General features: G+C 66.0%; 19 protein-coding genes. 13 read left to right on the forward strand and 6 right to left on the reverse strand.

Going from position 1 to position 25843, the window contains the following annotated elements; genetic code table 11:
- Positions 1–5: 5 nt before the first annotated feature.
- Positions 6–458: a GDP-mannose mannosyl hydrolase gene (locus AC6CIE_RS01500; RefSeq protein ID WP_175126173.1), complete on the reverse strand. Its 453-nt coding sequence runs from the start codon at positions 456–458 to the stop codon at positions 6–8.
- Between the two features lie 46 nt (positions 459–504).
- Positions 505–1914 (reverse strand): undecaprenyl-phosphate glucose phosphotransferase, encoded by a 1410-nt coding sequence (locus AC6CIE_RS01505; RefSeq protein ID WP_175183995.1) that lies wholly within the window; start codon positions 1912–1914, stop codon positions 505–507.
- Between the two features lie 240 nt (positions 1915–2154).
- Here AC6CIE_RS01505 and AC6CIE_RS01510 point away from each other — a divergent pair, with 240 nt between their 5' ends.
- The 7 genes from AC6CIE_RS01510 to AC6CIE_RS01540 all read left to right on the forward strand — a co-directional run bounded on the left by AC6CIE_RS01510 (position 2155) and on the right by AC6CIE_RS01540 (position 11801).
- The gene (locus tag AC6CIE_RS01510; RefSeq protein ID WP_175126159.1) at positions 2155–3291 is read left to right on the forward strand and encodes a polysaccharide biosynthesis/export family protein; all 1137 of its coding nucleotides are present in this window, start codon (positions 2155–2157) and stop codon (positions 3289–3291) included.
- 65 nt (positions 3292–3356) lie between these two features.
- A complete protein-coding gene (locus AC6CIE_RS01515) occupies positions 3357–5618 on the forward strand; it encodes a GNVR domain-containing protein (RefSeq protein ID WP_498090874.1) in 2262 nt (753 codons plus the stop codon).
- A gap of 21 nt (positions 5619–5639) precedes the next feature.
- A complete protein-coding gene (locus tag AC6CIE_RS01520) occupies positions 5640–7037 on the forward strand; it encodes a phosphomannomutase/phosphoglucomutase (protein WP_175126157.1) in 1398 nt (465 codons plus the stop codon).
- 13 nt (positions 7038–7050) lie between these two features.
- Positions 7051–8718: a glucose-6-phosphate isomerase gene (pgi, locus tag AC6CIE_RS01525; RefSeq protein ID WP_218344597.1), complete on the forward strand. Its 1668-nt coding sequence runs from the start codon at positions 7051–7053 to the stop codon at positions 8716–8718.
- A 12-nt stretch (positions 8719–8730) separates the two neighbouring features.
- Complete coding sequence (galE, locus tag AC6CIE_RS01530; protein WP_175126155.1) at positions 8731–9795, forward strand: UDP-glucose 4-epimerase GalE; 1065 nt, start codon at positions 8731–8733, stop codon at positions 9793–9795.
- Positions 9796–9977: 182 nt separating this feature from the next.
- Positions 9978–10925, forward strand: a complete 948-nt coding sequence (gene epsC, locus AC6CIE_RS01535; RefSeq protein WP_175138044.1) for a serine O-acetyltransferase EpsC — start codon at positions 9978–9980, stop codon at positions 10923–10925.
- A 57-nt stretch (positions 10926–10982) separates the two neighbouring features.
- Positions 10983–11801, forward strand: a complete 819-nt coding sequence (locus tag AC6CIE_RS01540; RefSeq protein ID WP_498090876.1) for an NAD-dependent protein deacetylase — start codon at positions 10983–10985, stop codon at positions 11799–11801.
- 161 nt (positions 11802–11962) lie between these two features.
- On the opposite strand, the gene AC6CIE_RS01545 is transcribed toward AC6CIE_RS01540, so the two are convergent.
- From AC6CIE_RS01545 to AC6CIE_RS01555, 3 genes are all read right to left on the reverse strand, one after another.
- The gene (locus AC6CIE_RS01545) at positions 11963–12817 is read right to left on the reverse strand and encodes an inositol monophosphatase family protein (protein WP_175126152.1); all 855 of its coding nucleotides are present in this window, start codon (positions 12815–12817) and stop codon (positions 11963–11965) included.
- Positions 12818–12938: 121 nt separating this feature from the next.
- Positions 12939–14408 (reverse strand): NAD-dependent succinate-semialdehyde dehydrogenase, encoded by a 1470-nt coding sequence (locus tag AC6CIE_RS01550; protein ID WP_175138046.1) that lies wholly within the window; start codon positions 14406–14408, stop codon positions 12939–12941.
- A 143-nt stretch (positions 14409–14551) separates the two neighbouring features.
- On the reverse strand, positions 14552–15814 hold the full coding sequence (locus AC6CIE_RS01555) for a 4-aminobutyrate--2-oxoglutarate transaminase (RefSeq protein ID WP_312996443.1): 1263 nt from the start codon (positions 15812–15814) through the stop codon (positions 14552–14554).
- A gap of 96 nt (positions 15815–15910) precedes the next feature.
- On the opposite strand from AC6CIE_RS01555, the gene pdxR reads away from it, so the two are divergent.
- Positions 15911–17422: a MocR-like pyridoxine biosynthesis transcription factor PdxR gene (pdxR, locus tag AC6CIE_RS01560; protein ID WP_367352700.1), complete on the forward strand. Its 1512-nt coding sequence runs from the start codon at positions 15911–15913 to the stop codon at positions 17420–17422.
- Positions 17423–17428: 6 nt separating this feature from the next.
- On the opposite strand, the gene AC6CIE_RS01565 is transcribed toward pdxR, so the two are convergent.
- Positions 17429–18343: a DUF72 domain-containing protein gene (locus AC6CIE_RS01565; protein WP_498090878.1), complete on the reverse strand. Its 915-nt coding sequence runs from the start codon at positions 18341–18343 to the stop codon at positions 17429–17431.
- A 114-nt stretch (positions 18344–18457) separates the two neighbouring features.
- On the opposite strand from AC6CIE_RS01565, the gene AC6CIE_RS01570 reads away from it, so the two are divergent.
- From AC6CIE_RS01570 to AC6CIE_RS01590, 5 genes are all read left to right on the forward strand, one after another.
- Positions 18458–20587, forward strand: coding sequence for an ATP-dependent helicase (locus tag AC6CIE_RS01570; protein ID WP_218344599.1), 2130 nt, complete (start codon positions 18458–18460; stop codon positions 20585–20587).
- Positions 20588–20671: 84 nt separating this feature from the next.
- Positions 20672–21682 (forward strand): magnesium and cobalt transport protein CorA, encoded by a 1011-nt coding sequence (locus tag AC6CIE_RS01575; RefSeq protein ID WP_175126147.1) that lies wholly within the window; start codon positions 20672–20674, stop codon positions 21680–21682.
- A gap of 89 nt (positions 21683–21771) precedes the next feature.
- Positions 21772–22452 carry a thermonuclease family protein gene (locus AC6CIE_RS01580; protein WP_239213185.1) on the forward strand — a complete coding sequence of 227 codons (681 nt, stop codon included), beginning with the start codon at positions 21772–21774 and terminating at the stop codon, positions 22450–22452.
- Positions 22453–22631: 179 nt separating this feature from the next.
- Positions 22632–24869, forward strand: coding sequence for an ABC transporter substrate-binding protein (locus tag AC6CIE_RS01585; protein WP_239213187.1), 2238 nt, complete (start codon positions 22632–22634; stop codon positions 24867–24869).
- Positions 24866–25843: an ABC transporter permease gene (locus AC6CIE_RS01590; protein WP_056563262.1), complete on the forward strand. Its 978-nt coding sequence runs from the start codon at positions 24866–24868 to the stop codon at positions 25841–25843. The genes AC6CIE_RS01585 and AC6CIE_RS01590 overlap by 4 nt, the downstream gene beginning before the upstream one ends.

Raw genomic sequence — 25843 nt, forward strand, 5'->3', positions numbered from 1 at the left:
GGCTCTCACTCCTTGAAGTAGGCCTGGGTGTACGGATGCACGCCGGGATCGGCGGCGATCACTTCCCGCGGCAGCCAGCGATAGCCGCTGTGCTGGGACAGGGGAAGGCTTGCGGTATCCAGAGAAAGCTCGGCCTCATACGCGAGGACGACGTAGTGGGTGGAGCGTCCCGCCTCACCCGCGAAATTGGTGCCGTAGAAGTGCTCGTACACGCCGCGCGGCGTCCACTCGAGGTCGGGCAACGACAGGCCCAGCTCGTCGTGGACGATGCGGCGCAGCGCGTGGCGCAGCGACTCGTTCTTGCGGATCCGGCCACCCGGCACGAACCACGCGCCCTGGGCGGGCGGATTGGCCCGCAGCCCTGTCAGGTAGTTGCCGGCGCCATCGCGCAGCAGGAGATCGATCGACACCAGGGGCAGCATTTCCACGGCCTGGCGGAAGTCCGAGCGGCCAAGCATGCCGCCACGAGGCCCCGGCGCTTCACGCACGGGCCATCCCAACGGTTCAGTAGACATTGCGGCCCGTCCATCCCGAAATCGCGGTGCGCGCGATGATCAGCAGGTCCATCCTGAACGTCCAATGCTGGATGTAATAGATGTCGTGTTCGACGCGGTCGCTCATCTTGCGCAGCGTGTCGGTCTGGCCGCGAAAGCCGTTGACCTGCGCCCAGCCGGTGATGCCGGGCTTGACGCGGTGGCGCATCATGTAGCGCTGCACCAGGTCCTTGTACATTTCGTTGTGCTCCAACGCGTGCGGGCGCGGGCCCACCACCGACATGTCGCCCATCAGCACGTTCAGGAACTGCGGCAGCTCGTCCAGGCTGGTGCGGCGCAGGAAGCCGCCGATGCGCGTGACGCGGTTGTCGTTGCGCGTGGCCTGGGTGACCACGCCGTGTTCCTGGTGCACGGTCATGGTGCGGAACTTGTAGACGTGGAACACCTTGCCGTCCACGCCGAGGCGGGGTTGCGTGAAGAACACGGGGCCGCGCGACGTCAGCTTGATCAGCATGGCCACGGTCAGCATGACGGGCGCCAGGCCGATCAGCGCGCACAGCGCGAAGCTGCGGTCGAAGGCTTCCTTCGCCCAGCCGCGCACGCCGGCGGCGGGCAGGCTGTTCAGTTGAATCGCGGGCAGTCCCAGGAACTCGCCGATGCGATGGCCCAGCAGCTGGATGGACATCACATCGGGAATCCAGCGGATATCCACCAGGTCGTTGCGCAGGTGATAGAGCACTTCGCGCAGCTCCTGGCCGGCTTCCATCGGCAGCACGATCCAGATCTCGCGAACCTTGTTCTCACGAACGAAGTCGGTCAGGTTGTCCAGGTCGTGCAGACGGCGGACCTGCGGCGGCAGGATCTCATGCGGTTCGGCGTAGATCCCCGATATCTGATAGCCGGCCTCGCGGTACTTTTCCACGCGGCGCCACATGTCGTGGCCCAGCGCGCCAAAGCCCACGAGCAGCACCCGCTTCTTGTCCATGCCGCGATCGCGCGCCGCGCCCAGCGCCGCATAGACGGCGATGCGCACGCCGGCCAGCGCCAGCGCCGTCATGCCGAACCAGGTTGCAGCCCATAAGCGGGATATCGCGCCGGTCTGGTGCATGAGAAAACTGACGAAGATGCCCAACGCAAACACGGTGGCCCACGCGGCAAGGCTGCGCACCACCAGATCGGTGAGCAGGCGTCCGCGCCACGACACATACAGGCGGAAGGCCGGGAAGAGCGCTATGACGCCCAGGCCGCACAGATAGATCAGGAACAAATGAATCTGCGGAGGATCCGTGAAAGCATCTTCCGAGAACTTCAAGCCGGTGGCAGTCAGGCCGCAGGTGATGACGATCGCGGCGTCGAGCAAGCGATACAGATAGCTTGCCCCACTGAACCTTGCCGACGTGTCCGTTTGGGACGGGTCCATCGCGCACTCCTGTTCGGGGAAACGCCTTGCGCAATGCAAAAACTGTGCAGTGCCGCAAAGCATGTGGCTACCGACAAAATCTTATTGAGTGCGCAACTCACCCGAAACCTCCAAACGGTGTAGGAGAAGGCTTAGGGCATCCGTCGAATGTGCGGGCTTAGGAAAAGCGTGTGGAATGTCGCAACCCGTTACGCATCGGGCTCCTTTCCAGGCAACGAAGTCATTCACAGTGGATTCGCCATGACTACATTTTTCGGAACGATGAGCCGAGCCATAGCCGCTATCGCGCTCGTGTCCTCGCTAGGCGCTTGCGCCCTATCACCCGGTATGACGTTCAACGCCAATCAGCTCGCGGATCCGCTGGACCCGAACTCCAAGGCGGTCATCAAACAGATCACGCCGTCCCTCGTTCTTGAAGAGCAGCGCGCACGTGAAGCGCTGATCGATAACGAAGGCATCGGTCACCTCATCGGCAAGCCGGCTCCCTACCTCATCGGGCCGGGAGACATCCTCTCGATCGTCGTGTGGGATCACCCCGAGCTCGTGCTTCCGACGCAAACCTACGCCATCGGATCAGGGGCAACGGAATTAGCTATTGGGGATACCGCCTCGGGCATTCCGGGCTATACGGTCTCATCCGCTGGATATATCCAGTTTCCGTATACGGGACTGCTGAAAGTGGCGGGGTTGACTGAACTTCAGGCGCGCAATCTCATAGTCAATAGTTCGGGCAAGTACATACAGGACCCGCAGATCACCGTACGCGTTCTGGGATTCCGCAGCAAGCGCATCTTCGTCGATGGCGAGGTAACCACGCCGGGTACGGTTGCGATCAATGATGTGCCCATGACCCTGTTGGAAGCGCTCAACAGGGCCGGAGGCATCCTGCCAACCGGAGACCGCAGTGCGGTTTATGTGATCCGCGATGGCAAGCGTACTCGCGTGAACCTTCCCGCGCTGATCGAGCGCGGCCAGGACCTGAACCAGGTCATGCTCAAGGCAGGGGACATCGTGAGAGTCACGCCGCGCGAGGATAGCAAGGTGTTCGTGATGGGTGAGGTGTTCATCCCCGGGGCTTCCGTCATGCGTGATGGACGCTTGTCGCTGACCGAAGCATTGGGTCTTGCTGGCGGGCCCAACCAGATCACGGCCGACACCTCGCAGATTTTCGTCGTGCGCGCCACGGAGGAGGCAAAGCCTTTGGTGTATCACCTGAACGCCGCATCGCCGCAGGCACTGGCGGTGGGCGCCAAGTTCGAATTGCAACCCAAGGATGTCGTGTTCGTGGATTCGGCGGGCCTGGTGCGGTGGAACCGCTTCATCAGCAACCTCTTCCCGAGCGCGCAGACCGTACAGACCGTCAGGTCCATCGATTAGTCCGCCTCAAAACCCCGCCTTTGGGGGCGCCGCAACCGCGGCGGCGCCCTCTCCTGGAGAGCTGCATGTCGTTGCCCATCGAATCGTTCGAGCCGTCAGTACCGGCCCGTCAGCAGGAAACCCCGTTGTCGTCCCACGTGGACGCCATTTTTTCCAACCGCTGGATGATCATTGCGATCACCATGTTCGCGTTTCTCGGCGCGCTCGCCTATGTGATGGTGACGCCGTCGGTCTATTCGGCTGACATCATCGTGCAGGTGGAGGAGGAGCTCCCGAACGGACAGGCGCGCAGCCTGCTGGGCGATGTCTCATCCATGTTCGACACCAAGGCGGAAACGTCGGGCGAAATGGAAGTGCTGCGCTCGCGCATGGTCGTCGGTCCCGCCGTCGACAAGTTCCTGCTCTACATCCATGCGAAGCCGCGCTACTTCCCCGTGGTGGGCGAATGGCTGGCGCGGCGCTACGAAAGCCTGCCGTATCCGTCCAGCCTGCCGCGCGGGGGCTATGCGTGGGGCGGCGAGTCCATTGCAATCTCGCAACTGGACGTGCCCAACGAGTGGCTGGGCAAGCCGTTCCGGCTGACCACGCTGGGCGAGGGCCGCTACACGCTCAGCGACAAGCTGACCGGCGCCACGTTCACCGGCACGGTGGGCAAGCCCGAGCGCTTCCTGTTGCCGGGTGGCGGCGCGATGGACGTGCACGTCGACGCGCTGTCGGGCCGTCCCGGCACCGAGTTCACGGTGTCGCGCAGCTCGCGTCTGGCGGCCATCGAGAATGTGCAATCGCGCATGGGCATCTTTGAGCGTGGCCGCACGTCGGGCGTGATCGGCGTCACGCTGGAGGGCAACGATCCGGCGCTGACCACCGCAGTGCTGAACCAGATCGGCCAGGAATACGTGCAGCAGAACGTGAACCGCAAGTCCGCGCAGGCTGAGAAGTCGCTGGTGTTCCTGGAGCAGCAGCTGCCGCAACTGAAGGCCGAGCTTGATGCAGCGGAAACCAAGTACAACCAGCTGCGCAACAAGCGCGGCACGATCGACCTGAGCGAAGAAGCGAAGCTGATCCTCGGGCAGTCGGTCGACGCCCAGACCCGCGTGATGGAACTGCGCCAGAAGCGCCAGGAACTGATCACGCGCTTTGCGCCGACGCACCCGAGCATCGTGGGCATCGACCGTCAGATCGCATCTCTGACGGGCGACGTCAACCGCCTGGGCAACAACATCAAGCAACTGCCGGATCTGGAACAGGACGTGGTGCGCCTGGTGCGCGACGTGCGCGTCAACACCGAGCTCTACACGGCGCTCTTGAACAACACGCAGCAGCTCAAGCTGATCCGCGCCGGCAAGGTGGGCAACGTGCGCATCCTGGATGCCGCCGTGCAGCCTGACAAGCCCGTGCGTCCGAAGGGCGCGATCATCATCGGCGTGGCCACCGCAGCCGGTCTGATCTTCGCCATGCTGTGCGCGTTCGTGCGCAACGCCTTGTTCGGCGGCCTGTCGGAGCCGGAAGACGTCGAGCGCCATACCGGCCTGCCGGTGCTGGCCGCCATTCCGTACAGCGACGTGCAGGACAAGCTGTGGCGCCGCAGCCGGCGCAAGAACGCCACCGTGCCTGCGCTTCTGGCGCAGAGCCAGGGCAACTCGCCACCGATCGAGAGTTTGCGATCCTTCCGCAACGTGCTGCAGGCCTCGCTGCGCCAGTCCGCCAACAACATGGTCATGTTCACCGGTCCGGTCGCGGGAGTGGGTAAATCCTTCCTGTCTGCAAACTTTGCCTTCATCCAGGGGGGCGTCGGCAAGCGCGTGCTGCTGATCGATGCCGACTTCCGCAAGGGCCAGCTCAACCGCTATTTCGGCGTGCCGAAGGAAGATGGCCTGTTCGAAGTGCTGACCGGCACGATCCCGCTCAGCCGCGTCCGCAAGCACAGCGTGTCCGAAGGCGTGGACTTCATCGCCACGGGCGCCGTGACGTTCGATCCGTCGGAGCTGCTGGCCTCGCCGGTGTTCGGCGAGACCCTGCGGGAACTGGCCACGCAGTACGACATGGTGATCCTGGACACGGCGCCCGTGCTGTCGTCGCCGGATGCCGCCGTGGTCGGTACGCATGCCGCGGCAGTCATGGTGGTGGTGCGGTCGGGCATGAATACGGTCGGCGAGATCCGCGAAACGGCCAAGCGCCTGATCCAGGCGGGCGCGCCGGTCGATGGCGTGCTCTTCAACGGTCTCAAGCTGCTGCCGGAACGTTTCGGGTTCCGGTCCAAGTACGGTGGTTATCGCTACTCCCGTGCGGCGTACTACGGTGATTTCAAACAGAACGGTCCCAAGTGAACGCCACACGGAGAAACTGGCATGCACGGAACTTTTGGCTGGGACACGCCGCAAATTCTGGATGCGGTTTTCAAGGCCTATGACATACGGGGAACGGTCCCGGACGAGCTGGATGCCAGGTTTGCCCACAGCCTCGGGATGGCGGTGGGCGCCAAGGCGCACGCACAGGGGGTGCGGTCGATCGTGGTGGGGCGCGACGGCAGGCTGAGCAGTGTCGAGCTGTCCGCGGCGCTGCAGGCCGGGCTGCGCTCGGCGGGCATGCACGTGATCGACATCGGCATGGCGACCACGCCCATGGTGTATTTCACGGCCCGGTTGATGGACACCGGGACCGGCATCGCGGTGACGGGCAGCCACAACCCGCCCACGCACAACGGCTTCAAGATCGTGATGGAAGGCGGCTCGCTGTATGGCGACGGCCTGACCGCGCTGCGCGACGCGATGCGCCAGCCGATCGATTCGGCGCCCACGCCCGGCGGCCGCACCCAGATGCAGATCACGCCCTGCTACGCGGCACGCCTCGTGGGCGACATCCGCATGGCGCGGCCCATGAAGATCGCCATCGACTGCGGCAGCGGGGTCGCGGGCGCGGTGGCGCCGGCGCTCTTCCGGGCGCTGGGCTGCGAGGTGACGGAGCTGTTCTGCGAGGTGGATGGATCCTTTCCGGGGCATCACCCCGATCCGGCCGATCCCCATAACCTGCAGGACCTTATTTACTGCCTGCGCTATTCGGACTGCGAGGTCGGACTGGCGTTCGACGGCGACGGCGACCGGCTGGGCGTGGTCACAAAATCGGGACAGATCATCTGGCCGGACCGCCAGCTGATCCTGTTTGCCCGCGACGTGCTGGCGCGCAACCCGGGCGCCGAGATCATCTACGACGTCAAATGCAGCCGCCACGTGGCCCGCGCCATCACCGAGGCGGGCGGCAAGGCGACTATGTGGAAGACAGGGCATTCCCTTATCAAAGCCAAGATGCGCGAGTCGGGAGCGCTACTTGCTGGGGAGATGAGCGGCCACATTTTCTTCAAGGAGCGCTGGTACGGCTTTGACGACGGCATCTACGCCGCCGCCCGCCTGCTGGAGATCCTCTCGTCGGCGCCGGACCCCTCGGCTTTGCTGGAAAGCTTGCCCCAGTCCTGCGCCACCCCCGAATTGAAACTGGAGACCACGGAAGGCGTCGAGCTGGTGCAGGCGCTGCGCGATCAAGGGGAATTCCCCGGCGCAGTGTCCATCAACGAGCTCGACGGGATCCGTGTGGACTACGCGGATGGCTTCGGCCTTGCGCGACCGTCCAACACCACACCGACGGTGGTACTCCGGTTCGAAGGAGACAACGTGGCCGCGCTGGCTCGTATCGAGGAGGACTTTCGCAAGGCGTTCAGGCGCATTGCACCTCACATTCGTTTACCGTTCTAAGGAGCATCACGCGATGGGAAAGGCTCAACAGGCGATTGAGGCGTTAAGGGCAGACTCCGGACTGGCAAACAGCCCGGAGTGGGTGGCTTTCGCGCAGGCTGCGCAAAACGCTGAACTGGACGCCAGTGCGCTCAAGGTGATCGAAGCGGCAGGATTGTGCGTGGACTTGACCATGCAACGCCAGTCGGCGTCGCTGGACGGCGCGGGACAGGCGCTGCTGCAGGCGCGCGGATTGGAAGAGGCGCGCCGCGCGCTGTTTGCCGGGGAACCGGTCAACTGGACTGAAAACCGGGCGGCATGGCATACCGCGCTGCGCGCCGGGCGCACCCGCGAGCAGCCGGAAGGGCAGGACGCGGATTCCGTCTGCGAGTATTCGCGCATGACCGACTTCGTGCGGCGCGTGGACCAGACGGCGGACTTCTCCACCGTCCTGCACATCGGCATCGGCGGCAGCGACTGGGGTCCGCGCCTGGCCGTGCAGGCATTCGGCGGACCGCAGCAGCGCCGGCAGATCCGCTTCGTGTCCAACATTTGCGGCCATGCCTTCCATGACGCCGTGGCCGGGCTGGACCCCCGCCGCACGCTGGTCGTCATTTCCTCCAAGTCCTTCACCACGTCGGAAACGCTGCACAACGCTCGCGCCGCCATCGCCTGGCTCAAGCAGGGCGGCGTGGCCGACGTGTCCGACCATCTGGCGGCCGTGACCGCCAATGCGCCGGCCGCGCGCGCGCTGGGCGTGCCGTCCAGCCAGGTCTTCAAGATGTGCGACTGGGTGGGCGGACGCTATTCCGTCTGGTCGGTGGCCGGCCTGTCGATCGCGCTGACGGTGGGCTTGGACGTGCTGATCGGGATGCGCGCGGGCGCCGAGGCCATGGACCAGCATTTCCTGCAGACGCCGTTTGCGTCCAACGCGCCGGTGCAACTGGCGCTGGCCGGCCTGGTCAATTGCAGCGTGCTGGGATTCAACTCGCTGAATGTGGCGGCCTACAGCGGGCGCCTGCTGCACCTGGTGACCTATCTGCAGCAGCTCGAAATGGAGTCGCTGGGCAAGCGGGTCGCCGGCGACGGCGCCGCGGTCGGCGTGCCGACGGCGCCCATCATCTGGGGCATGCCGGGCACGGACGGCCAGCACACCTTCTTCCAGTGGCTGCATCAAAGCGAGGAAGGCGCGCCGGTGGACTTCATCGCCAGCTTGCAAGGGCACGCGGACAGCCCCGATGCGCATCGCATGCTGCTGGCCAACTGCCTGGCGCAGCGCCAGGCGCTGATGCGCGGCAAGAGCCTGGAGCAGGCGCTGCTGGACGTCGCTCACATCGACAACCAGGAGCGTGCGCTGTCGCTGGCGCAGCACATGGTGCATCCGGGCGGACGGCCGTCGACGCTGATCGTGCTGCGTCAGCTCGATCCGCGAGGCCTGGGCGCACTGCTGGCCCTGTACGAGCACAAGGTGTTCGTGCAGAGCGTGGTGTGGGGCATCAACCCCTTCGACCAGTACGGCGTGGAACTGGGCAAGCGGCTGGCCAGCGGCATCGAGCGCGAACTGGCGGTGCCGGTGTCGGCGGGCGTGGTCGACTGGGGGCATGACGCTTCCACGTCGTACTGGATCGACCGCTACCGCAGCCATGCGCAGGCCCCGCGTCCCCGCCATGCGTGGGTGCCGGGCATGACGGCCCACCTCTGACGGAGCATGGACATGCCGGACACGCAAGTGTTGGTGACGGGCGGCGCCGGCTACATCGGTACGCATACGCTGGTGGCGATGATCGCCGCCGGCCTGCGGCCGATCGTGCTGGACAACCTCAGCAACGGCAGCCGAGAGGCTGTTCGCCGGGTTGAACAGCTTTGCGGTGCGCCGATACCGCTGATCGAAGGCGACATCCGCTCGCGCGGCCTGGTCGCGGCCGTGCTGGCGGATGCGGCGGCGCGGGGCTCGCCCGTGCAGTCCGTGCTGCATCTGGCCGGCTGCAAGGCCGTGGGTGAGTCGGTGGCTGACCCGCTCAAGTACTACGACAACAACGTGCAGGGGTCGCTTGTCCTGTTGCGCGCCATGCGCGAGACGGGCGTGTCGCGGCTGGTCTTCAGTTCGTCGGCAACGGTGTATGGCGAACCGCAGTATCTGCCGTTTACCGAGGCCCATCCGCTGGCGCCGGCCAATCCGTACGGCCGCACCAAGCTGATGGTCGAGGAGATGCTCCGGGACGTGTGCGTGGCGGATCCCGCATTCAGCGCCGTCACGCTGCGCTACTTCAATCCGATCGGTGCGCATCCCAGCGGACTGATCGGAGAGAGTCCGCGCGACCTGCCCAACAACCTTTTTCCGTTCATCACGCAGGTGGCGGTGGGGCGCCAACCGTTTCTGCGCGTATTCGGCGACGACTACGACACGCCGGACGGCACCGGCGTGCGCGACTATCTGCACGTCATGGATCTGGCGCGCGGCCACGTGCAGGCGCTGACCTATGCGGACAGCCATCCCGGCTTCGTGGCGGTCAACCTGGGCACGGGGCAGGGCACCAGCGTCATGGAACTGGTGCGGGCGTTCGAACGCGTCAACGGCTGCAAGATCCCGCTGCGCATCCTGCCGCGGCGCGCGGGCGACGTCGAGCGCATGTGGGCCAACCCCGATCTGGCGGCGACGCTGCTGGGCTGGCGCAGCACGCACGATGTGGAAGCCATGTGCGCGGACGGCTGGCGCTGGCAGCAGGGCAACCCGCAAGGGTATGAGGCGGAGCCGGGGTTGGTCCCGGCCGCGGCATAACCCCAACGCCGTGTCGGAGGACTTCCGGCGCATACGCCGGAGCGGTTACAGTTGACGGAATTATTGCGAAGCAGCATTCCCCGGGGCATTGCGCGGGGGGCTTCGCATCGTCAGCGAGGCAAACCCATGTTCGTTATCCATCCTTCTGCCGCACGCGCCGGCTCCCTGTCCGGAGTCCGGCAATGAGCGGCCCCAGCTATTTCCCCACGGCGCACTGGAACCTGGACGGCATCGTGTCTGGACTGCGCGATGCGCGCGTTGCGTGGCGCGGTCCGCGCGGCCGCCTGCGCGACGACGCCGGCCTGCGTGAATTCCCTTCGCAGGAAAGCCTGCGCCAGATCATCAAGGACCTCTGTGGCGCCTTGTTCCCCATGCGCCTGGGGCCCATCGATTTGCGCGAAGAGGTCGAAGACTTCTACGTCGGCCACACCATCGGCGCCGCGCTCGATGCGCTCCTGCATCAGGTCTGTCTGGAACTGCAGTACGAAGGCCGGCATGATCCGGCCCAGCAAGCGGACACGCAGCAGCGCGCCACCGAGATCGTGCGCCGTTTCGGCGCCGAGCTGCCGGCCGTGCGCGCCGCGCTCGATCTGGACGTGATGGCGGCCTATCAGGGCGACCCGGCGGCGCACAACGTGGACGAGGTTCTGCTGTGCTATCCGGGTGTCGCGGCCATGATCCATCACCGCCTCGCCAACGTGCTGTACCGGCTGGGCGTGCCGATGCTGGCGCGCATCGTGGCCGAGATCGCCCATGCCGACACCGGCATCGACATCCACCCGGGCGCGACCATCGGCCGCAGCTTTTTCATTGACCACGGCACGGGCGTCGTGATCGGCGAAACCGCCATCATCGGCGACCGCGTGCGGCTCTACCAGATGGTCACGCTGGGCGCCAAGCGCTTCCCGCCGGGCGAAAACGGCGAACTCAAGAAAGGCCTGGCCCGCCATCCCCTGATCGAGGACGACGTCGTGATCTACGCCGGCGCCACGATCCTGGGCCGCGTCACCATCGGCAAGGGCTCGACCATCGGCGGCAACGTCTGGCTCACGCGCAGCGTGCCGCCCGGCAGCAACGTGACGCAGGCCAGCCTGGTCAGCGACATGCCCGATTGCGGGCTGGGCGGATGAACACGGCGGGCCGCGCGGCCTGATTGCCGCGCGGTGGCGGGACGCAAGGAGCGAGGATTGGATACTGCACTTCCGGAGCTGGCCGCGCTGCGCGGCTTTGTAGACCGCCATCCGCGGCTCTTCGTCCTGACCGGGGCCGGGGTCAGCACCGATTCCGGCATTCCGGACTACCGCGACACCGAAGGCGAATGGAAACGCCAGCCGCCCATGACGCTGCAAACGTTCATGGGCGCTGAGCTTTCGCGGGCGCGATATTGGGCGCGCAGCATGGTGGGCTGGCGCCGCTTTGGACACGTCAAGCCGAATGCGTCGCATCTTGCGCTGGCGCGACTGCAGGATCGCGGTCACGTCGCCATCCTGGTGACGCAGAACGTGGACGGCCTGCACGAAGCCGCGGGCAGCCGCGATGTCGTGGACCTGCACGGACGCCTGGATGCCGTGCGCTGCATGAACTGCGACTGGCGCGGCGGCCGCCACGATTGGCAGGAAAAATTGCACGCGCTGAACCCGGACTGGGTGCAGCTTGAAGCCAGCGACGCGCCCGACGGCGACGCCGATCTGGACGGCTACGATTTTTCGCGGTTCACGGTGCCGCCGTGTCCGCGCTGCGGCGGCATCGTCAAGCCCGATGTGGTGTTCTTCGGCGAGACCGTGCCGCGCGAGCGCGTCGAGCGGGCCAATGCCGGCCTTGAGAGCGCCGACGCCGTGCTGGTGGTGGGCTCGTCCCTGATGGTGTATTCCGGCTATCGCTTCGTGACGGCCGCCTCGCGAGCCGGCCTACCCATTGCCGCCATTAATCTGGGACGCACCCGCGCGGACAGCCTGTTGACCCTGAAAGTGGAACAACCCATCGCGCTGGCGCTGGAAGCGCTTTAGAAAGAAGCGGGGGCGGCCGGTTTTTGACCGGTCTAAGCAAGTGCTTGCCCGGCAACGATTTTTTCGGCCGGTTACAGACCTTTCCATAGGGTTGTCCACAGGAACTGGGGATAACTCCTAGGGATAACCCCAGTTTTTTGGGGTGATCCCGGCCGCAGTTGTCAAGTCTCGATGCCTTCCAATGCGTCCCCCAGCAGCGCCTTGCGCGCCGCGTGCCAGCTGCCCGCGTCGGGCGCGTAGAGCAAGCCGCCCGTGCGATGCGTGGGCTTGTAGGGGGAGCCGTCGAAATGCGCCGCATAGCCACCGGCTTCCCGATGCAGCAGCCAGCCGGCAGCGTGATCCCACGCCGTCAACTGGTTGTACAGCGCGACGTGGCAATGGCCGGCGGCGATCATGCGGTATTCATGCGCGGCGCAGCGCAGCGAGGCCGTGCTGCCCAGGCGCGACAGGTTGCTGTTGACGGTCGTGCGCAGCGGCTCGGGCAGGGCGCCGGTGGAGATCAGGCCGTCCATGTCCTCGGGGGGCGCGGGGCTGGCGACGGCCAGCGGCAGCCGCTTGCCGTTTTCGAATTCGAGCCAGGCGCCTTCGCCGCGCACGGCCAGCGCGCTGTCGCGGCTGACCGGATCGTAGATCACGCCCGCAATCACGTCGCCGCGATGGCAGGCCGCGATCATCATTCCGAACAGCGGCAGGCCCGCCACGTAGTTGCGCGTGCCGTCGATGGGATCGATGAGAAAGGCGAGGTCGGCGTCGACCAGCATGTTCAAAAGGGCGGGATTGCGCGCCGAGGCTTCCTCGCCGATCAATACGGCGCCCGGATGCAGCTTGGACAGGCGCGCGGCGATGAGGCGTTCGGCGGCTTCGTCGGCGTCGGTGACCAGATCGCGCGGCGAGGTCTTGCCGCGCACGGCGCCTTCGGGCAGGTTGCGAAACCGCGGCATGACCTCGGTCTGCGCGGTTTCCGCCAGGATGGCCGCCAGCTTGCGGGTGTCCTCAAGGGTGAAAGTTCTGCTCATACGGACTCGTCCAGGGAACGCGCAAATCTAACATGCCTGGATGGTATCCGAGTGAATGTGGCGCATACATCGGCCACGCGGACGACAGGCGCGCGCGGCAGGACGCCGCGCGCGCCGGACTTCACGCGCCGAGATCGACGCAGAGGTACTTGATCTCCAGGTACTCTTCGATGCCGTACTTGGAGCCTTCGCGGCCCAGGCCGGATTGCTTGACGCCGCCGAAGGGGCCGACTTCGTTGGAGATGAGGCCGGTGTTGATGCCGACGATGCCGTATTCCAGCGCTTCGGACACGCGCCAGATGCGGGCGTAGTCGCGCGTGAAGAAGTAGGCGGCCAGGCCGAAGATGGTGTCGTTGGCCATGCCGATGACTTCGTCTTCCGAATCGAAGCGGAACAGCGGCGCGACGGGACCGAAGGTTTCCTCGCTGGCAAAGCGCATCGATTGCGTCACGTCGCGCACGACGGTCGGTTCGAAGAACGTGCCGCCCTTGGCGTGGGGCTTGCCGCCGGCGATGACCTTGGCGCCGTTGGCCGTAGCGTCGGCGATGTGCTCCTGCACCTTTTCAATGGCGTTCTTGTCGATCAGCGGACCTTGCGTCACGCCGTCTTCAAAGCCGTCGCCGACCTTCATGGCGTTGACCTTGTCGACCAGGCGCTTGGCCACTTCCTCGTACACGCCGGCCTGCACGTAAATGCGGTTGGCGCACACGCAGGTCTGGCCGGCGTTGCGGTACTTCGAAGCCAGGATGCCGTCGACCGCGCGGTCCAGGTCGGCGTCGTCGAACACGATGAAGGGCGCGTTGCCGCCCAGTTCGAGCGACAGCTTCTTGATGGTGGGCGCGCATTGCTCCATCAGCGTGCGGCCGACTTCGGTGGAACCGGTGAAGCTCAGCTTGCGCACCACGTCGCTTTCGCACAGGGCCGCGCCGATGTCGCGCGAGCTGCCCGTGATGACGTGGAACACGCCAGCCGGCACGCCGGCTTCTTCGGCCAGCACGGCCAGCGCCAGCGCGGTCAGCGGCGTCTGTTGCGCGGGCTTGACGACCATGGTGCAGCCGGCGGCCAGCGCGGGGCCGACCTTGCGGGTGATCATGGCGGCCGGGAAGTTCCACGGCGTGATAGCGGCGGTGACGCCGATGGGCTGCTTGAGCGCCATCAGGCGCTGGCCGGCCTTGGGGCTTTGCAGGATGTCGCCGTCGATGCGCTTGGCTTCTTCGGCAAACCATTCCAGGAACGACGCGGCGTAGGCGATTTCGCCCGCGGCTTCGGTGACCGGCTTGCCCTGTTCGGACGTCATGATGGCAGCCAGGTCTTTCTGGTGCTGCATCATCAGCTGCGCCCACTTCAGCAGGATCGCGGCGCGTTCCTTGCCCGTCTTGGCGGCCCACGCGGGCAGCGCGGCCTGTGCGCTGGCGATGGCCTGCTCGGTTTCCTTGCGGCCCAGCTTGGGCACCGACACGATGGTCTTGCCGGTGGACGGATTGTCGACGGGGATCGATGCGCCTTCGCCGGCGCCGACCCACTTGCCGTCGATGTAGCAGGCGTCGCGCAGCAGGTCGGGACGGGCGAGGGGATGGGACAGTGCTGTCATGTTGGAAGTCTCCTTGATGGGTGCGGCGGGCCAAGCGATTGCGGGCGTGGCGGGCGTGCGGCCTGTTTATCAAGCCGCCTGCCTGCTACGCCCGCAATCGTTGTTCCTGCCAGCCGAATAACCGGTTATTCAGGGCCTTTGCCTTAAGCGGCAAGCGCCTCGGACAGGATGTCCAGCGCGCGTGCGAACTGGGCGTCGGGAATGGTCAAGGGATACAGGAAGCGCAGGACGTTTCCGTATACACCGCAGCTTAGCAAAATCAGGCCGGCGTCGAGCGCGCGCTGCTGCACGCGCTTGACGGCTTCAGCGTCGGGCTTGCCGGCCGCATCGTTCAGTTCCAGCGCGACCATCGAGCCCAGACCGCGCACGTCGGCGATGCCCGGCACCTTGGCCCGCAGGCCTTCCAGATGCGCGCGCAGCTTTTCGCCCAGTTGGGCGGCGCGTTCGCACAGCTTTTCTTCAGCGATGACGTCCAGCACGGCGTGCGCCGCGGCCACGGCCAGCGGATTGCCGGCGTACGTGCCGCCCAGGCCGCCCGCGGCGGGGCCGTCCATGACATCGGCGCGGCCGACGATGCCCGAGATCGGGAAGCCGCCGCCCAGGCTCTTGGCCATGGTGATGATGTCGGCCTGCACGCTGTGGTGTTCCATCGCGAACAGCTTGCCGGTGCGGCCAAAGCCCGTCTGGACTTCGTCGGCGATCAGCAGGATGCCGTGTTCGTCGCAGACCTTGCGCAGCGCGGTCATCAGTTCGGGCGGCGTGATGTTGAAGCCGCCTTCGCCTTGCACCGGCTCGATGATGATGGCTGCGACGCGCTTCGGATCGATGTCGACCTTGAACAGCAGGTCCAGCGCCTTGAGCGAATCGGCCACGCTGATGGATTGCGTGGCGTTGGGGAACGGCACGTGATAGATGTCGCCCGGCATGGGGCCGAACGACAGCTTGTAGGGGGCTACCTTGCCGGTCAGCGCCATGCCCAGCATCGTGCGGCCATGGAACGAACCCGAGAAGGCGATGACACCCGAGCGGCCGGTGGACGAGCGCGCGATCTTCACGGCGTTCTCGACGGCTTCGACGCCGGTCGTGAAGAAGGCGGTCTTCTTCAGGCCGTCGATGGGGGCGAGACGGTTGATGCGCTCGGCCAGCGAGATGTAGCCTTCGTACGGCACGATCTGATAGGCCGTGTGCGTGAAGTTGTCGAGTTGCGCGGCGACCGCGGCCTTGACCTTCGGGTGCAGGTGGCCCGTGTTCAGGACGGCGATGCCGCCTGCGAAGTCGATGTATTCCTTGCCTTCGGCATCCCACAGCGTGGCATTTTCCGCGCGCACGGCGTAGAAGTCGCACATGACGCCGACGCCGCGCGGCGTGGCCAGGGAACGGCGGGTATTCAGATCCTGATTCTTCATCTCGGTCTCGATGAGAGTGATGGGCGGTAAAACACTTATTTAATGCTACGATGGCCCCACTTGTGGGAACCACTTTGATAAATCAGGTAGAACCAATTGCGGTCCATCGTCGGTGACTTGCTGCTGCTGCGCCTGGCCGACGGCGCCAGCGAGCCCATGAACAAGCGGCTCTATCGCGGCATCCGTGAAGCCATCCTGGATGGATCCATTGCCGCGGACTCGCGCCTGCCCGCCACCCGGGACCTGGCGGCCGAACTGGGCATTGCCCGCAACACCGTCGTTCACGTCTACAGCCAGCTGCTGGCCGAAGGCTATACCCGCAGCCGGCAGGGCAACGGCACCTTCGTCAATGCCTCGGTGCCGGATTCGTATCTGGCCAGCGGCCGCCGCGCGCGGCAGGCGCAGCAGGCGCCGTCGCGTCCGGCGCTGTCGCCGCGCGGCGCGGCCATCGTGGATGGCGTGTCGGCATCGCCTTACCAATGGGGCGCGTTCATGCCGGGGGTGCCCGACCTGACTGAGTTCCCGCACAAGAAGTTCGGCCGCATCTTCAGCGCGCTGTGGCGCAATCCCGCGCCGGATCTGCTGACGTATTCGTATGGCGGCGGCCTGCCGGCGCTGCGCGAGGCGCTGGCGCAGCATCTGGCGCTGACGCGGTCCATCGACTGCGATCCCGAGCAGATCATCATTACCGAGGGTTCGCATCAGGCCATCGACCTGACCACGCGCATCCTGGGTGAGGCCGGTGAAACGGCGTGGGTCGAAGACCCGGGCTATTGGGGCGCGCGCACCATCCTGCAAGCCAACGGCCTGCGCACCGTGCATCTGCCGGTGGATGAAGAAGGCATGCGTGTGCCTGACGCCGTGGACACGCCGCCGCGATTCATCTTTGTCACGCCGTCGCATCAGTATCCGCTGGGACCCGTGATGTCGCTGGCACGCCGGCGGCAGTTGCTGGCGGTGGCGCGGCAGTGCGGCAGCTGGATCATCGAAGACGACTATGACAGCGAGTTCCGCTTTTCCGGCCGGCCGATCGCATCGCTGCTCGGTTTGGAGTCCGACGCGCCGGTGATCTACATGGGGACCTTCAGCAAGACGCTGTATCCGGGCCTGCGCGTGGGCTATCTGGTGCTGCCCAAGACGCTGACGGCGGCTTTTCAGGCGGCGCATGCGGAGCTGTACCGCGAAGGGCATCTGATGACGCACGCGGCGCTGGCCACGTTCATTTCCGAAGGCCATTACGCGGCGCACATCCGCCGCATGCGCATGCTGTACGGCCGCCGACGCGCCATGCTGGTCAACCTGATCGAGCGCCGGCTGGGTCCGGACTGGCTGCATCGCGATGCCAGCATGGCGGGCTTGCATCTGGTGCTGACGCTGCCCGCGGACATGGACGACCTGCGCGTCGTTGAGGTGGCGCGCAGCAAGGGCGTGCTCACGCGCGCGCTGTCGCGGTATTACGTGAACGAGGAAGGGCGTCGGCCGGGGCTGCTGCTGGGATATGCCTGTGTGCCGGAGCACGACATCGCGCGCAAATTTGAAGTGCTGCTGGAGAGCTTGGCGGAGGTGGCGCGGCCGGCGGTAAGGACGAGTGCGAAGGCGGGTGTCTGACCCCCGTCACAGGCCCGGCAGTTGCAACGCCGACGCGAAGGCCGCCGCGTTGCGCATGCCCTGGTCTTCGAAGTTGGTGTTGAACACTGCATGCGCCTGCGCCGATTGCGAGGCCAGCCGCGTGAAACGTGCGACCAGTTCGGCCAGTTCCGTTTCCGAATATTCGTACTGAAACCGCCCCGACGACGCCGGCCCTGACGCGTTCCACTTGGCCGCATTGCGCCCGTGCAGACGCAACAGCGTCAGCTCCGGATGGGTGCTTTCCCAAACCGCGGGCACGGTGTTCTCGAACCCTTGCGGCGCGTCGACAACCGTGTGCACGACACCCAGATCCCGTTCGAAGGCCAGCGTGTCCGCCGTGGCCGCCGGGCTTTCGAACCAGCTGTGGTGGCGGAATTCCACCGACACCAGATGTTCTTCCATCCGCCGCGCGCAGTCCGCCACGCGCGCCATGCCGCGGGCGTCGCGCCGTACCCAAGGCGGAAACTGGAAATGCACCGCGCCCAGCTTGTCCGCCATCCGCAACGGCTCGATGGCCAGCTGGTAGCGCCGCCAGAGCTCGTCGCGCAGGTCGCCCGGCATGCGGTCGTGGTAGATGATGGGCTCCGGCCAGTCCGCCAGTTCGCGCCGGATGTCGCCGGGCAGGGCGGTGAGCGGCGTCTGGTGGCCGGTAAATAGCCGGAACGCCTTGATGTTGAAGACGAAATCGTCCGGCGTGCGGGTGGACCACAGGTAGGCGTTGTCCGGCGTGGGCATCGCGTAGAAGCTGGAGTCGACCTCGGCCAGCGAAAAGCGCGACGCATAGAATCGCAGCCGCGATTCGGCGCTGCGCGCATCGGGCGGGTAGAAGCGGCCGCAGGCCAGCAGGGTGGGGTCGGTCCAGGAGGCGGTGCCGGTCAGGATGCGGGGAAAATCGGGCATGGCGCCGGGCGGTTCAGACGGAAGTCAAAAAATTCTGTATAAATATACAGTGTTCACCCGGAGCCAGCCTTGGCTCCTTCCTTTTTTGCGGCCGCAGCGCTGCGGCTCCGCGACATGCCAGACCAAGATCAGACTCCCAGCACGCCCGACAACCCCCAGACCGCCGCCCGTCCGGCCGAGCGGCCCGATCCGCTGGCCGACCTGAATCCCGCGCAGCGCGAGGCCGCCGAATTCGGTGTGGCCGGCGCGCCCGGCAACGACGGCCCGCTGCTGGTGATTGCGGGCGCGGGGTCCGGCAAGACCAATACGCTCGCGCACCGCGTGGCGCATCTGATTCTGAACGGGGCGGACCCGCAGCGCATGCTGCTGCTCACGTTTTCGCGCCGCGCGGCGCTGGAAATGGAGCGGCGCGTGGGGTCGGTGCTGCAGCGGGTGATGAACCTGCGTTCGTCGCAGCAGGCGCCGTCGCTGCCGTGGGCGGGCACCTTCCATGCGATCGGCGCGCGTCTGTTGCGCGATTGCGCGCTGCGTATCGGCCTGTCCGAAGCCTTCACCATCCACGACCGCGGCGACGCCGAGGACCTGATGGGCATGGTGCGGCACGAGCTGGGCCTGTCCTCCACAAAATCCCGCTTTCCGCTAAAGGGCACGTGCCTGGCGATCTACTCGCGCGTGGTGAACAGCCAGACGCCCGTGGGCGACGTGCTCAAGACGTCGTTTCCGTGGTGCGCGCAATGGGAAGACGAGCTCAAGAATCTGTTCCGGGCGTACGTCGCGGCCAAGCAGGACCAGCAGGTGCTGGACTACGACGACCTGCTGCTGTACTGGTCCGAAATGATGTCGGACGCGGAGATAGCAGCGGATGTCGGCGCGCGCTTCGATCATGTGCTGGTGGACGAATACCAGGACACCAACCGGCTGCAGTCGGCCATCCTGCTGGCCATGAAGCCAGACGGCCGCGGCCTTACCGTGGTGGGCGACGACGCGCAATCCATCTACTCGTTCCGCGCGGCCACGGTCCGCAACATCCTGGATTTTCCCAACCTGTTTCCCGCGCCCGCGCGCGTCATCACGCTGGACCGCAACTACCGGTCGTCGCAACCCATCCTGACTGCCTCCAACGCCGTGATCGCGCAGGCGACCGAACGTTATGCCAAGGACCTGTGGACCGACCGCAAGTCGTCGCAGTTGCCCGAGCTGGTCACGGTCAGCGATGAAGCCGGTCAGGCGCGCTGGGTCGCCGATCAGGTGCTGGCGCAGCGCGAGGGCGGTGCGACGCTCAAGTCGCAGGCGGCGCTGTTTCGCACCGCCAGCCACAGCGCCGCGCTGGAACTGGAGCTGACCCGCCGCAACATCCCCTTCGTCAAATTCGGCGGGTTGCGCTTTCTGGAAGCGGCGCACGTCAAGGACCTGTTGTCGATCCTGCGCTGGGCCGAGAACCCGCGCGGCCGCATGGCGGGTTTCCGCGTCGCGCAACTGATGCCGGGCATCGGCCCCGCCACGGCGGGCAAGCTGATGGATGCGATGTCCGCGTCCACCGAGCCGCTGCGCACGCTGCGCGAGTTCAAGCCGGGCGCGGCGGCGCAGGAAGAGTGGGGCGCCTTCGCCGACACGTACGCCGCGCTGTGCGACCCCACGCTGAAGTGGCCGGCCGACGTGGACCTGGCGCTGCGCTGGTATAGCGGCCAGCTCGAGCGCCTGTACGACGATGCGCGCGTGCGCAAGACAGATCTCGACCAGCTTGTGCGCATTGCGTCGGGCTATCCGACACGCGAGCGCTTCCTGACGGAACTGACGCTGGACCCGCCCGACGCCACCAGCGACGAATCCGGCGCGCCGCTGCGCGACGAGGATTACATGATCCTGTCCACGATCCATTCCGCGAAAGGCCAGGAGTGGAAGGCGGTCTACGTGCTGAACGTGGTGGACGGCTGCATCCCGTCCGACATGAGCACGGGCACGGCCGAAGAGATCGAGGAAGAGCGCCGGCTGTTGTATGTGGCCATGACGCGGGCCAAGGAACGGCTGCAGCTTGTCGTGCCGCAGCGCTTCTACGTGCATCAGCAGACGGGGATGGGCGATCGCCACGTGTACGGCTCGCGCACGCGGTTCATCACCAACGCCATGCTGCCGCTCTTTGACCACCTGCCCAAGCTGCCCGATCTGCCGCCCGGACGGGCCGAGCCGCGCGAGCCGCAGGCGCCGCGCATCGACGTGGCCAAGCGGGTGCGCAACCTGTTCTGAGGCGTCGGCCCGCCCGGAGGCTGGGCTATCATCGGCCGATAATCACACGCTGCACCGCAGGGATCGATTTGTCCGAGGATGTCTATGTCTACTGAAGAGCAAGCCGCCGACGCGCCCAAGGGCGAAGTCGTGGCATCGATCGCCTACGTGAACGGACGGCGGGACCGCGAGGTCCCTATCGAAGAGGCCGGCCAGTACGTTGCCCAGCGTCAGGGCCAGAGCATGCTGTGGATCGGGTTGCGCAACCCCAGTCCGGAGACGCTTGCCAAGGTGTCGCGCGAGCTTGGCGCGTGCGACAAGAACCAGGAAGAGATGCTGGAAGCCCACCGGCGTCCCAAGATCATCGACTACGGCAACATGATTCTCATCGTCGCCGTGACGGTCGAAGTCGAAGCGGAGCGTCCCATCTTCGGCGAGACGCAGTTTCTCATCGGCGACGGCTTCCTGGTCACCGTGCGGCGCGGCGCCACCGCCGGGCACAGTCCGCTGCGCGAGCGCCTGGAAGCCTCGCCCGACCTGCTCAAGCGCGGCAGCGACTACGTGGCGTCCGAGCTGCTGGACTGGCTGGTGGATCGCTACGTGGCGGCGGCCGTCAAGATCGAAAGCGTCGTCGAAGGCGCCGAACAGAAGCTGCTGATCCGAGGCGCCAAGGACTCGGACATCCGCAGGCTGTACCGGCAGCGGCGGGATCTCTTGCGCATCCATACCGTGGTGTCGCCGCTGGCCGAGATCTGCCGCCGGCTGGCGCGCGTCGAAATGTCCGCGGTTGACGAGCATGCGCGGCCTTACTTCGGCGAAGTGGCGGATCGCGTGCTGCGCGTGGATGAGCTTTTCAATTCGCTGCGCGAGTCGCTGGCGTTCGCCTTTGAAGCCAGCCTGATGATCGGCCAGGCGGCGCAGAACGACACCACCCGCAAACTTGCGTCCTGGGCCGCCATCCTGGCCGTGCCCACCGCGATCGCCGGCATTTATGGCATGAACTTCGAGTTCATGCCGGAACTGAAATCCCCATGGGGCTATCCGGTCACGCTGGGCGTCATCGCGTCCGTGTGTTCGGTGCTGTATTGGCGGTTCCGGAAGTCGGGCTGGTTGTAATCCCGGGGTGTCAGACGACATCAACCAGGCGTCTACAGCGAGCTCCCTTGTGGCAAACTCGCTGTCGTTTTCCCTCTGGAGTTCCGCCGGTGCGTGGCAAATCCCCCTTTCGCGGCGGCAGCAAGCTGACCGCCCTTGTCGTCGCCCTGGTTCTGGCGGCGGCGGGCGCCATCGTGAACTGGCTTTCCCCGCAGGACTCCGCGCCGCAGCGCCCGGGGCCGACGGCAACCGGCAAGCCCACGGGGACAGCGCCGGCGGGCGGTAAACCGTCGGCCACGGCGCCTGCGGGCGGTGTGCCGCAAGGAACCTACACGTTGACGGGCACGATCGTGAATGTGGCGGACGGCGATACCGTGACGCTACGGGCGCCCGACGGGCAGCGGCGCATCCGGATGGACAGCATCGACGCGCCGGAAGAGGGCCATGGCACGGATCAGCCCGGCCAGCCTGACGCCGAGGCGGCGCGCAAGCATCTGGCTGGACTGGTGGCCGGCAAGATGCTCACCGCGCAGTGCTACGAGCAGGATCAATATGGCCGCGATGTCTGCGCGCTGATATTGGACGACGGGCGCTCTGCCAACCGCGTGCAGGTCGAGGCTGGCTACGCCTGGGCCTACACGGCCCGCAAGGGCGATTACCTGCGCGACAAGGCCATGCCGGATCTTCAGCGCCAGGCCAAGGCGGCGGGGCGCGGGCTGTGGGCGAGGCCGGACGCCATGCAGCCCTGGAAATGGCGCTATGACTGCTGGCGCCAGCGCCAGTGCGGCTGAGCGCCGCCATCGGGGTGCTTCGCCGTCATCCGGGCTTCTCACCTTCATCCAGCCGCCCAGCCGGCACCCCAACGCGCGCCGGCCCGATCCGCCCGTAGCGCCTCTAAGGGCATGCCGGGGTATTTCCCCGGCCCCCCTTTTGCTATCCTCTGTCGCTACGAAACGAAGGGAAGGTTTCCATGGGTGTACTGAAGCGGCTCTGGGCGTCGGCCATGCTGCTGTCGCTGGCGTTGGCGGGCTGCTCGCAAGAAAGCCCCATCAACAGCCCCTATCCATCCGGCGCCGAAAGCCAGAACACGCTGTATTCCGCGTTCGTCAAACGCTCTCCGAAGTACCTGGACCCGGCCAGCTCCTATTCCGGCGACGAAACGCCGTATACCTACAACATCTATGAGCCGCTCTACGGGTATCACTACCTGAAGCGGCCCTACGAGCTGATCCCGCGCGCGGCCGCGTCGATCGATCCGCCGGTGTACCTGGACAAGGACGGCAACACGCTGCCCGCGGACGCGCCGGGCGACCAGATCGCGCAAAGCATCTACGACATCAAGATCCGGCCGGGCATCCGCTTCGCGCCGCATCCGGCCTTCGCCCGCAAGCCGGACGGCAGCTACGCCTACTTTCCGCTGGCGCCCGGCGAACTCGACGACAAGTTCTACATTCCCGACTTCCCGCTGACCGGCACCCGCGAGCTCACCGCCGACGACTATGTCTATGCGTTCCGGCGCCTGGCCAGTCCGCGCGTGGTGTCGCCCATCTATTCGCTGATGGCCGAACACGTGCAGGGCCTCAAAGACTACGGCGACCGGTTGCGCAAGCGCGACCAGGACCTGCGGCGCGACGTGCCCGGCGGCGCGGGCGCGTCGCCCTGGCTGGACCTGCGCGAGGACGACGGCTTCAAAGGCGTCGAGGCGCTGGATGCCCACACGCTGCGGATCCGCGTCGACGGCAAGTATCCGCAGTTCAAGTATTGGCTGGCCATGACCTTCACCGCGCCCATCCCCTGGGAAGCGGACCGGTTCTACAACCAGCCCGGCATGGCCGCCCACGACCTGTCGCTGAACACCTGGCCGGTGGGCACCGGCCCGTACATGCTGGTCGAATCGCTGCAGAACCGCCGCCACGTGCTGGGCCGCAATCCCAATTACCACGGCGAACCCTATCCCTGCGAAGGCGAACCCGGCGACAAGGCCGCGGGTCTTCTGGCCGACTGCGGCAAGCCTACGCCCTTCATCGACCGCGCCGAGTTCAGCGTCGAAAAGGAAGCCATTCCTCTGACCGGCAAGTTCATGCAGGGCTATTACGACGTGCCGCAGATCGAGCGCGGCGAATACGGCGTGGCCATGCTGGTGGCGGCCGGCGACAGCCAGGACAAGGCGCGCAAGTATCAGGAACACGGCATCAAGCTGCCGACCACGGTCGAGACCGCCAACTGGTACATGGGTTTCAACTGGCTGGATCCGGTGGTGGGCAAGGGCGACACGCCCGAGCAGCAGGAACGCAACCGCAAGCTGCGCCAGGCCATCAGTATCGCCTTCGACTGGGAAGAGTACGTGGCGGTGTTCGAGAACAGCCAGGCGTCGGTGGCCTATGGCCCGGTGCCGCCTGGCGTGCTGGGCTACCGCGATCCGCCCGAAGGCATCAATCCCGTCGTGTATGACCTGGTGGACGGCAAGCCCGTGCGCAAATCCATCGATGTGGCCAAGCGGCTGCTGGCCGAGGCCGGCTACCCGGACGGCCGCAACGCGCAGACGGGCGCGCCGCTGGTGCTGTACTTCGATTCCATGTCCGGCGGCGGCTCCAACCCGCAGTCCGACTGGATGCGGCGCCAGCTGGCCAAGATCGGCGTGCAGCTCGACGTGCGCGCCACCGACTACAACCGCTTCCAGGACAAGATGCTGCGAGGCGCCGCGCAGATCTTCCTGTGGGGCTGGAATGCCGATTACCCCGACGCCGAGAACTTCCTCTTCCTGCTGTATGGCCCCAATGCCAAGGCCAAGGGCGGCGGTGAAAACGCGGCCAACTATGCCAGCCCCGAGTTCGACAAGCTGTTCGAGCAGATGAAATTCCTGGATGACGGCCCTGAGAAGGCCGCGCTGATCGCCGAGATGATCGCCGTCGTCCAGCGCGATGCGCCATGGATGTTCGGCTACTTCCCGATGTCGGGCGGGGCCTATCAGCAGTGGGTCGGCAACGCCAAGCCCACGCAAATGGTGCGCAACACGCTGCAGTACATGAAGATCGACCCGGCACTGCGGCAGCAGAAGATCGACGAATGGAATTCGCCCATCTGGTGGCCCGTCGGCGTCTTCATCCTGCTGCTGGCGCTGGCGATCTGGCCTTCGTATGTGGCGCTCAAGCGGCGTGAACGCCAGACGGCGTTTGTGCCGCCCGAACGCAAGGAGCATCAATCATGATCGGCTATGTCATCCGCCGGCTGTTGTACGGCGTGCTGATTCTGATCGGCGTCAATCTCTTTACCTTCATCCTGTTCTTCGCGGTGAACACGCCCGACGACATGGCGCGGCTGGCCATCGGCGGCCAGCGCGTCAGCCAGGACGCGGTCGAGAAATGGAAGGCCGAACGCGGCTACGACAAGCCGCTGTTTTTCAATGCCGAGGCCCAGGGCACGGCGCAACTCACGGACACGGTGTTCTACCGGCGTTCGGTGCCGCTGCTGGTGATGGATTTTGGCGCGTCGGATGGCGGCCGCGACATCGGCCGCGAGATCAAGACGCGCATGGGGCCCAGCCTGGCGCTGGCGGTGCCCACGTTCTTTCTGGGGTTGTTCGCCAGCATCGTGTTCTCGTTGACGCTGGTGTATTTCCGGGCCACGCGGCTGGACTTCTGGGGCGTCGTGCTGTGCGTGATGCTGCTGTCGATATCAAGCCTGTTCTACATCATCGCGGGGCAGTGGCTGTTCGCGAAGCTGCTGCGGCTGGTGCCGTTCTCGGGCTATTCGGGCGGACTGGATGTGATCAAGTTCCTGGCGCTGCCGGTGCTGGTGGCGATCGTGTCGCGGCTGGGGCCCGAAGCGCGCTTCTACCGCACCCTGTTTCTTGAAGAGATCGGCAAGGATTACGTGCGTACCGCGCGCTCAAAGGGCCTGGCCGAACGCGTCGTGCTGTTCCGCCACGTGCTGCGCAACGCCATGCTGCCCATCCTGACCAGCACGGTCGCCGCGCTGCCGCTGCTCTTCATGGGCAGCCTGATCGCCGAATCGTTCTTCGGCATTCCGGGGCTGGGCAGCTACACCATCGACGCCATCAATGCCCAGGACTTCTCCATCGTGCGCGCGATGGTGTTCCTGGGCGCCGCGCTTTACATCGTGGGGCTGATCCTGGCCGACATTTCCTACACGCTGGCCGATCCCCGCGTGCGTTTCGAGTAG

This window comes from Achromobacter sp. GQ309 (genome assembly GCF_059759315.1).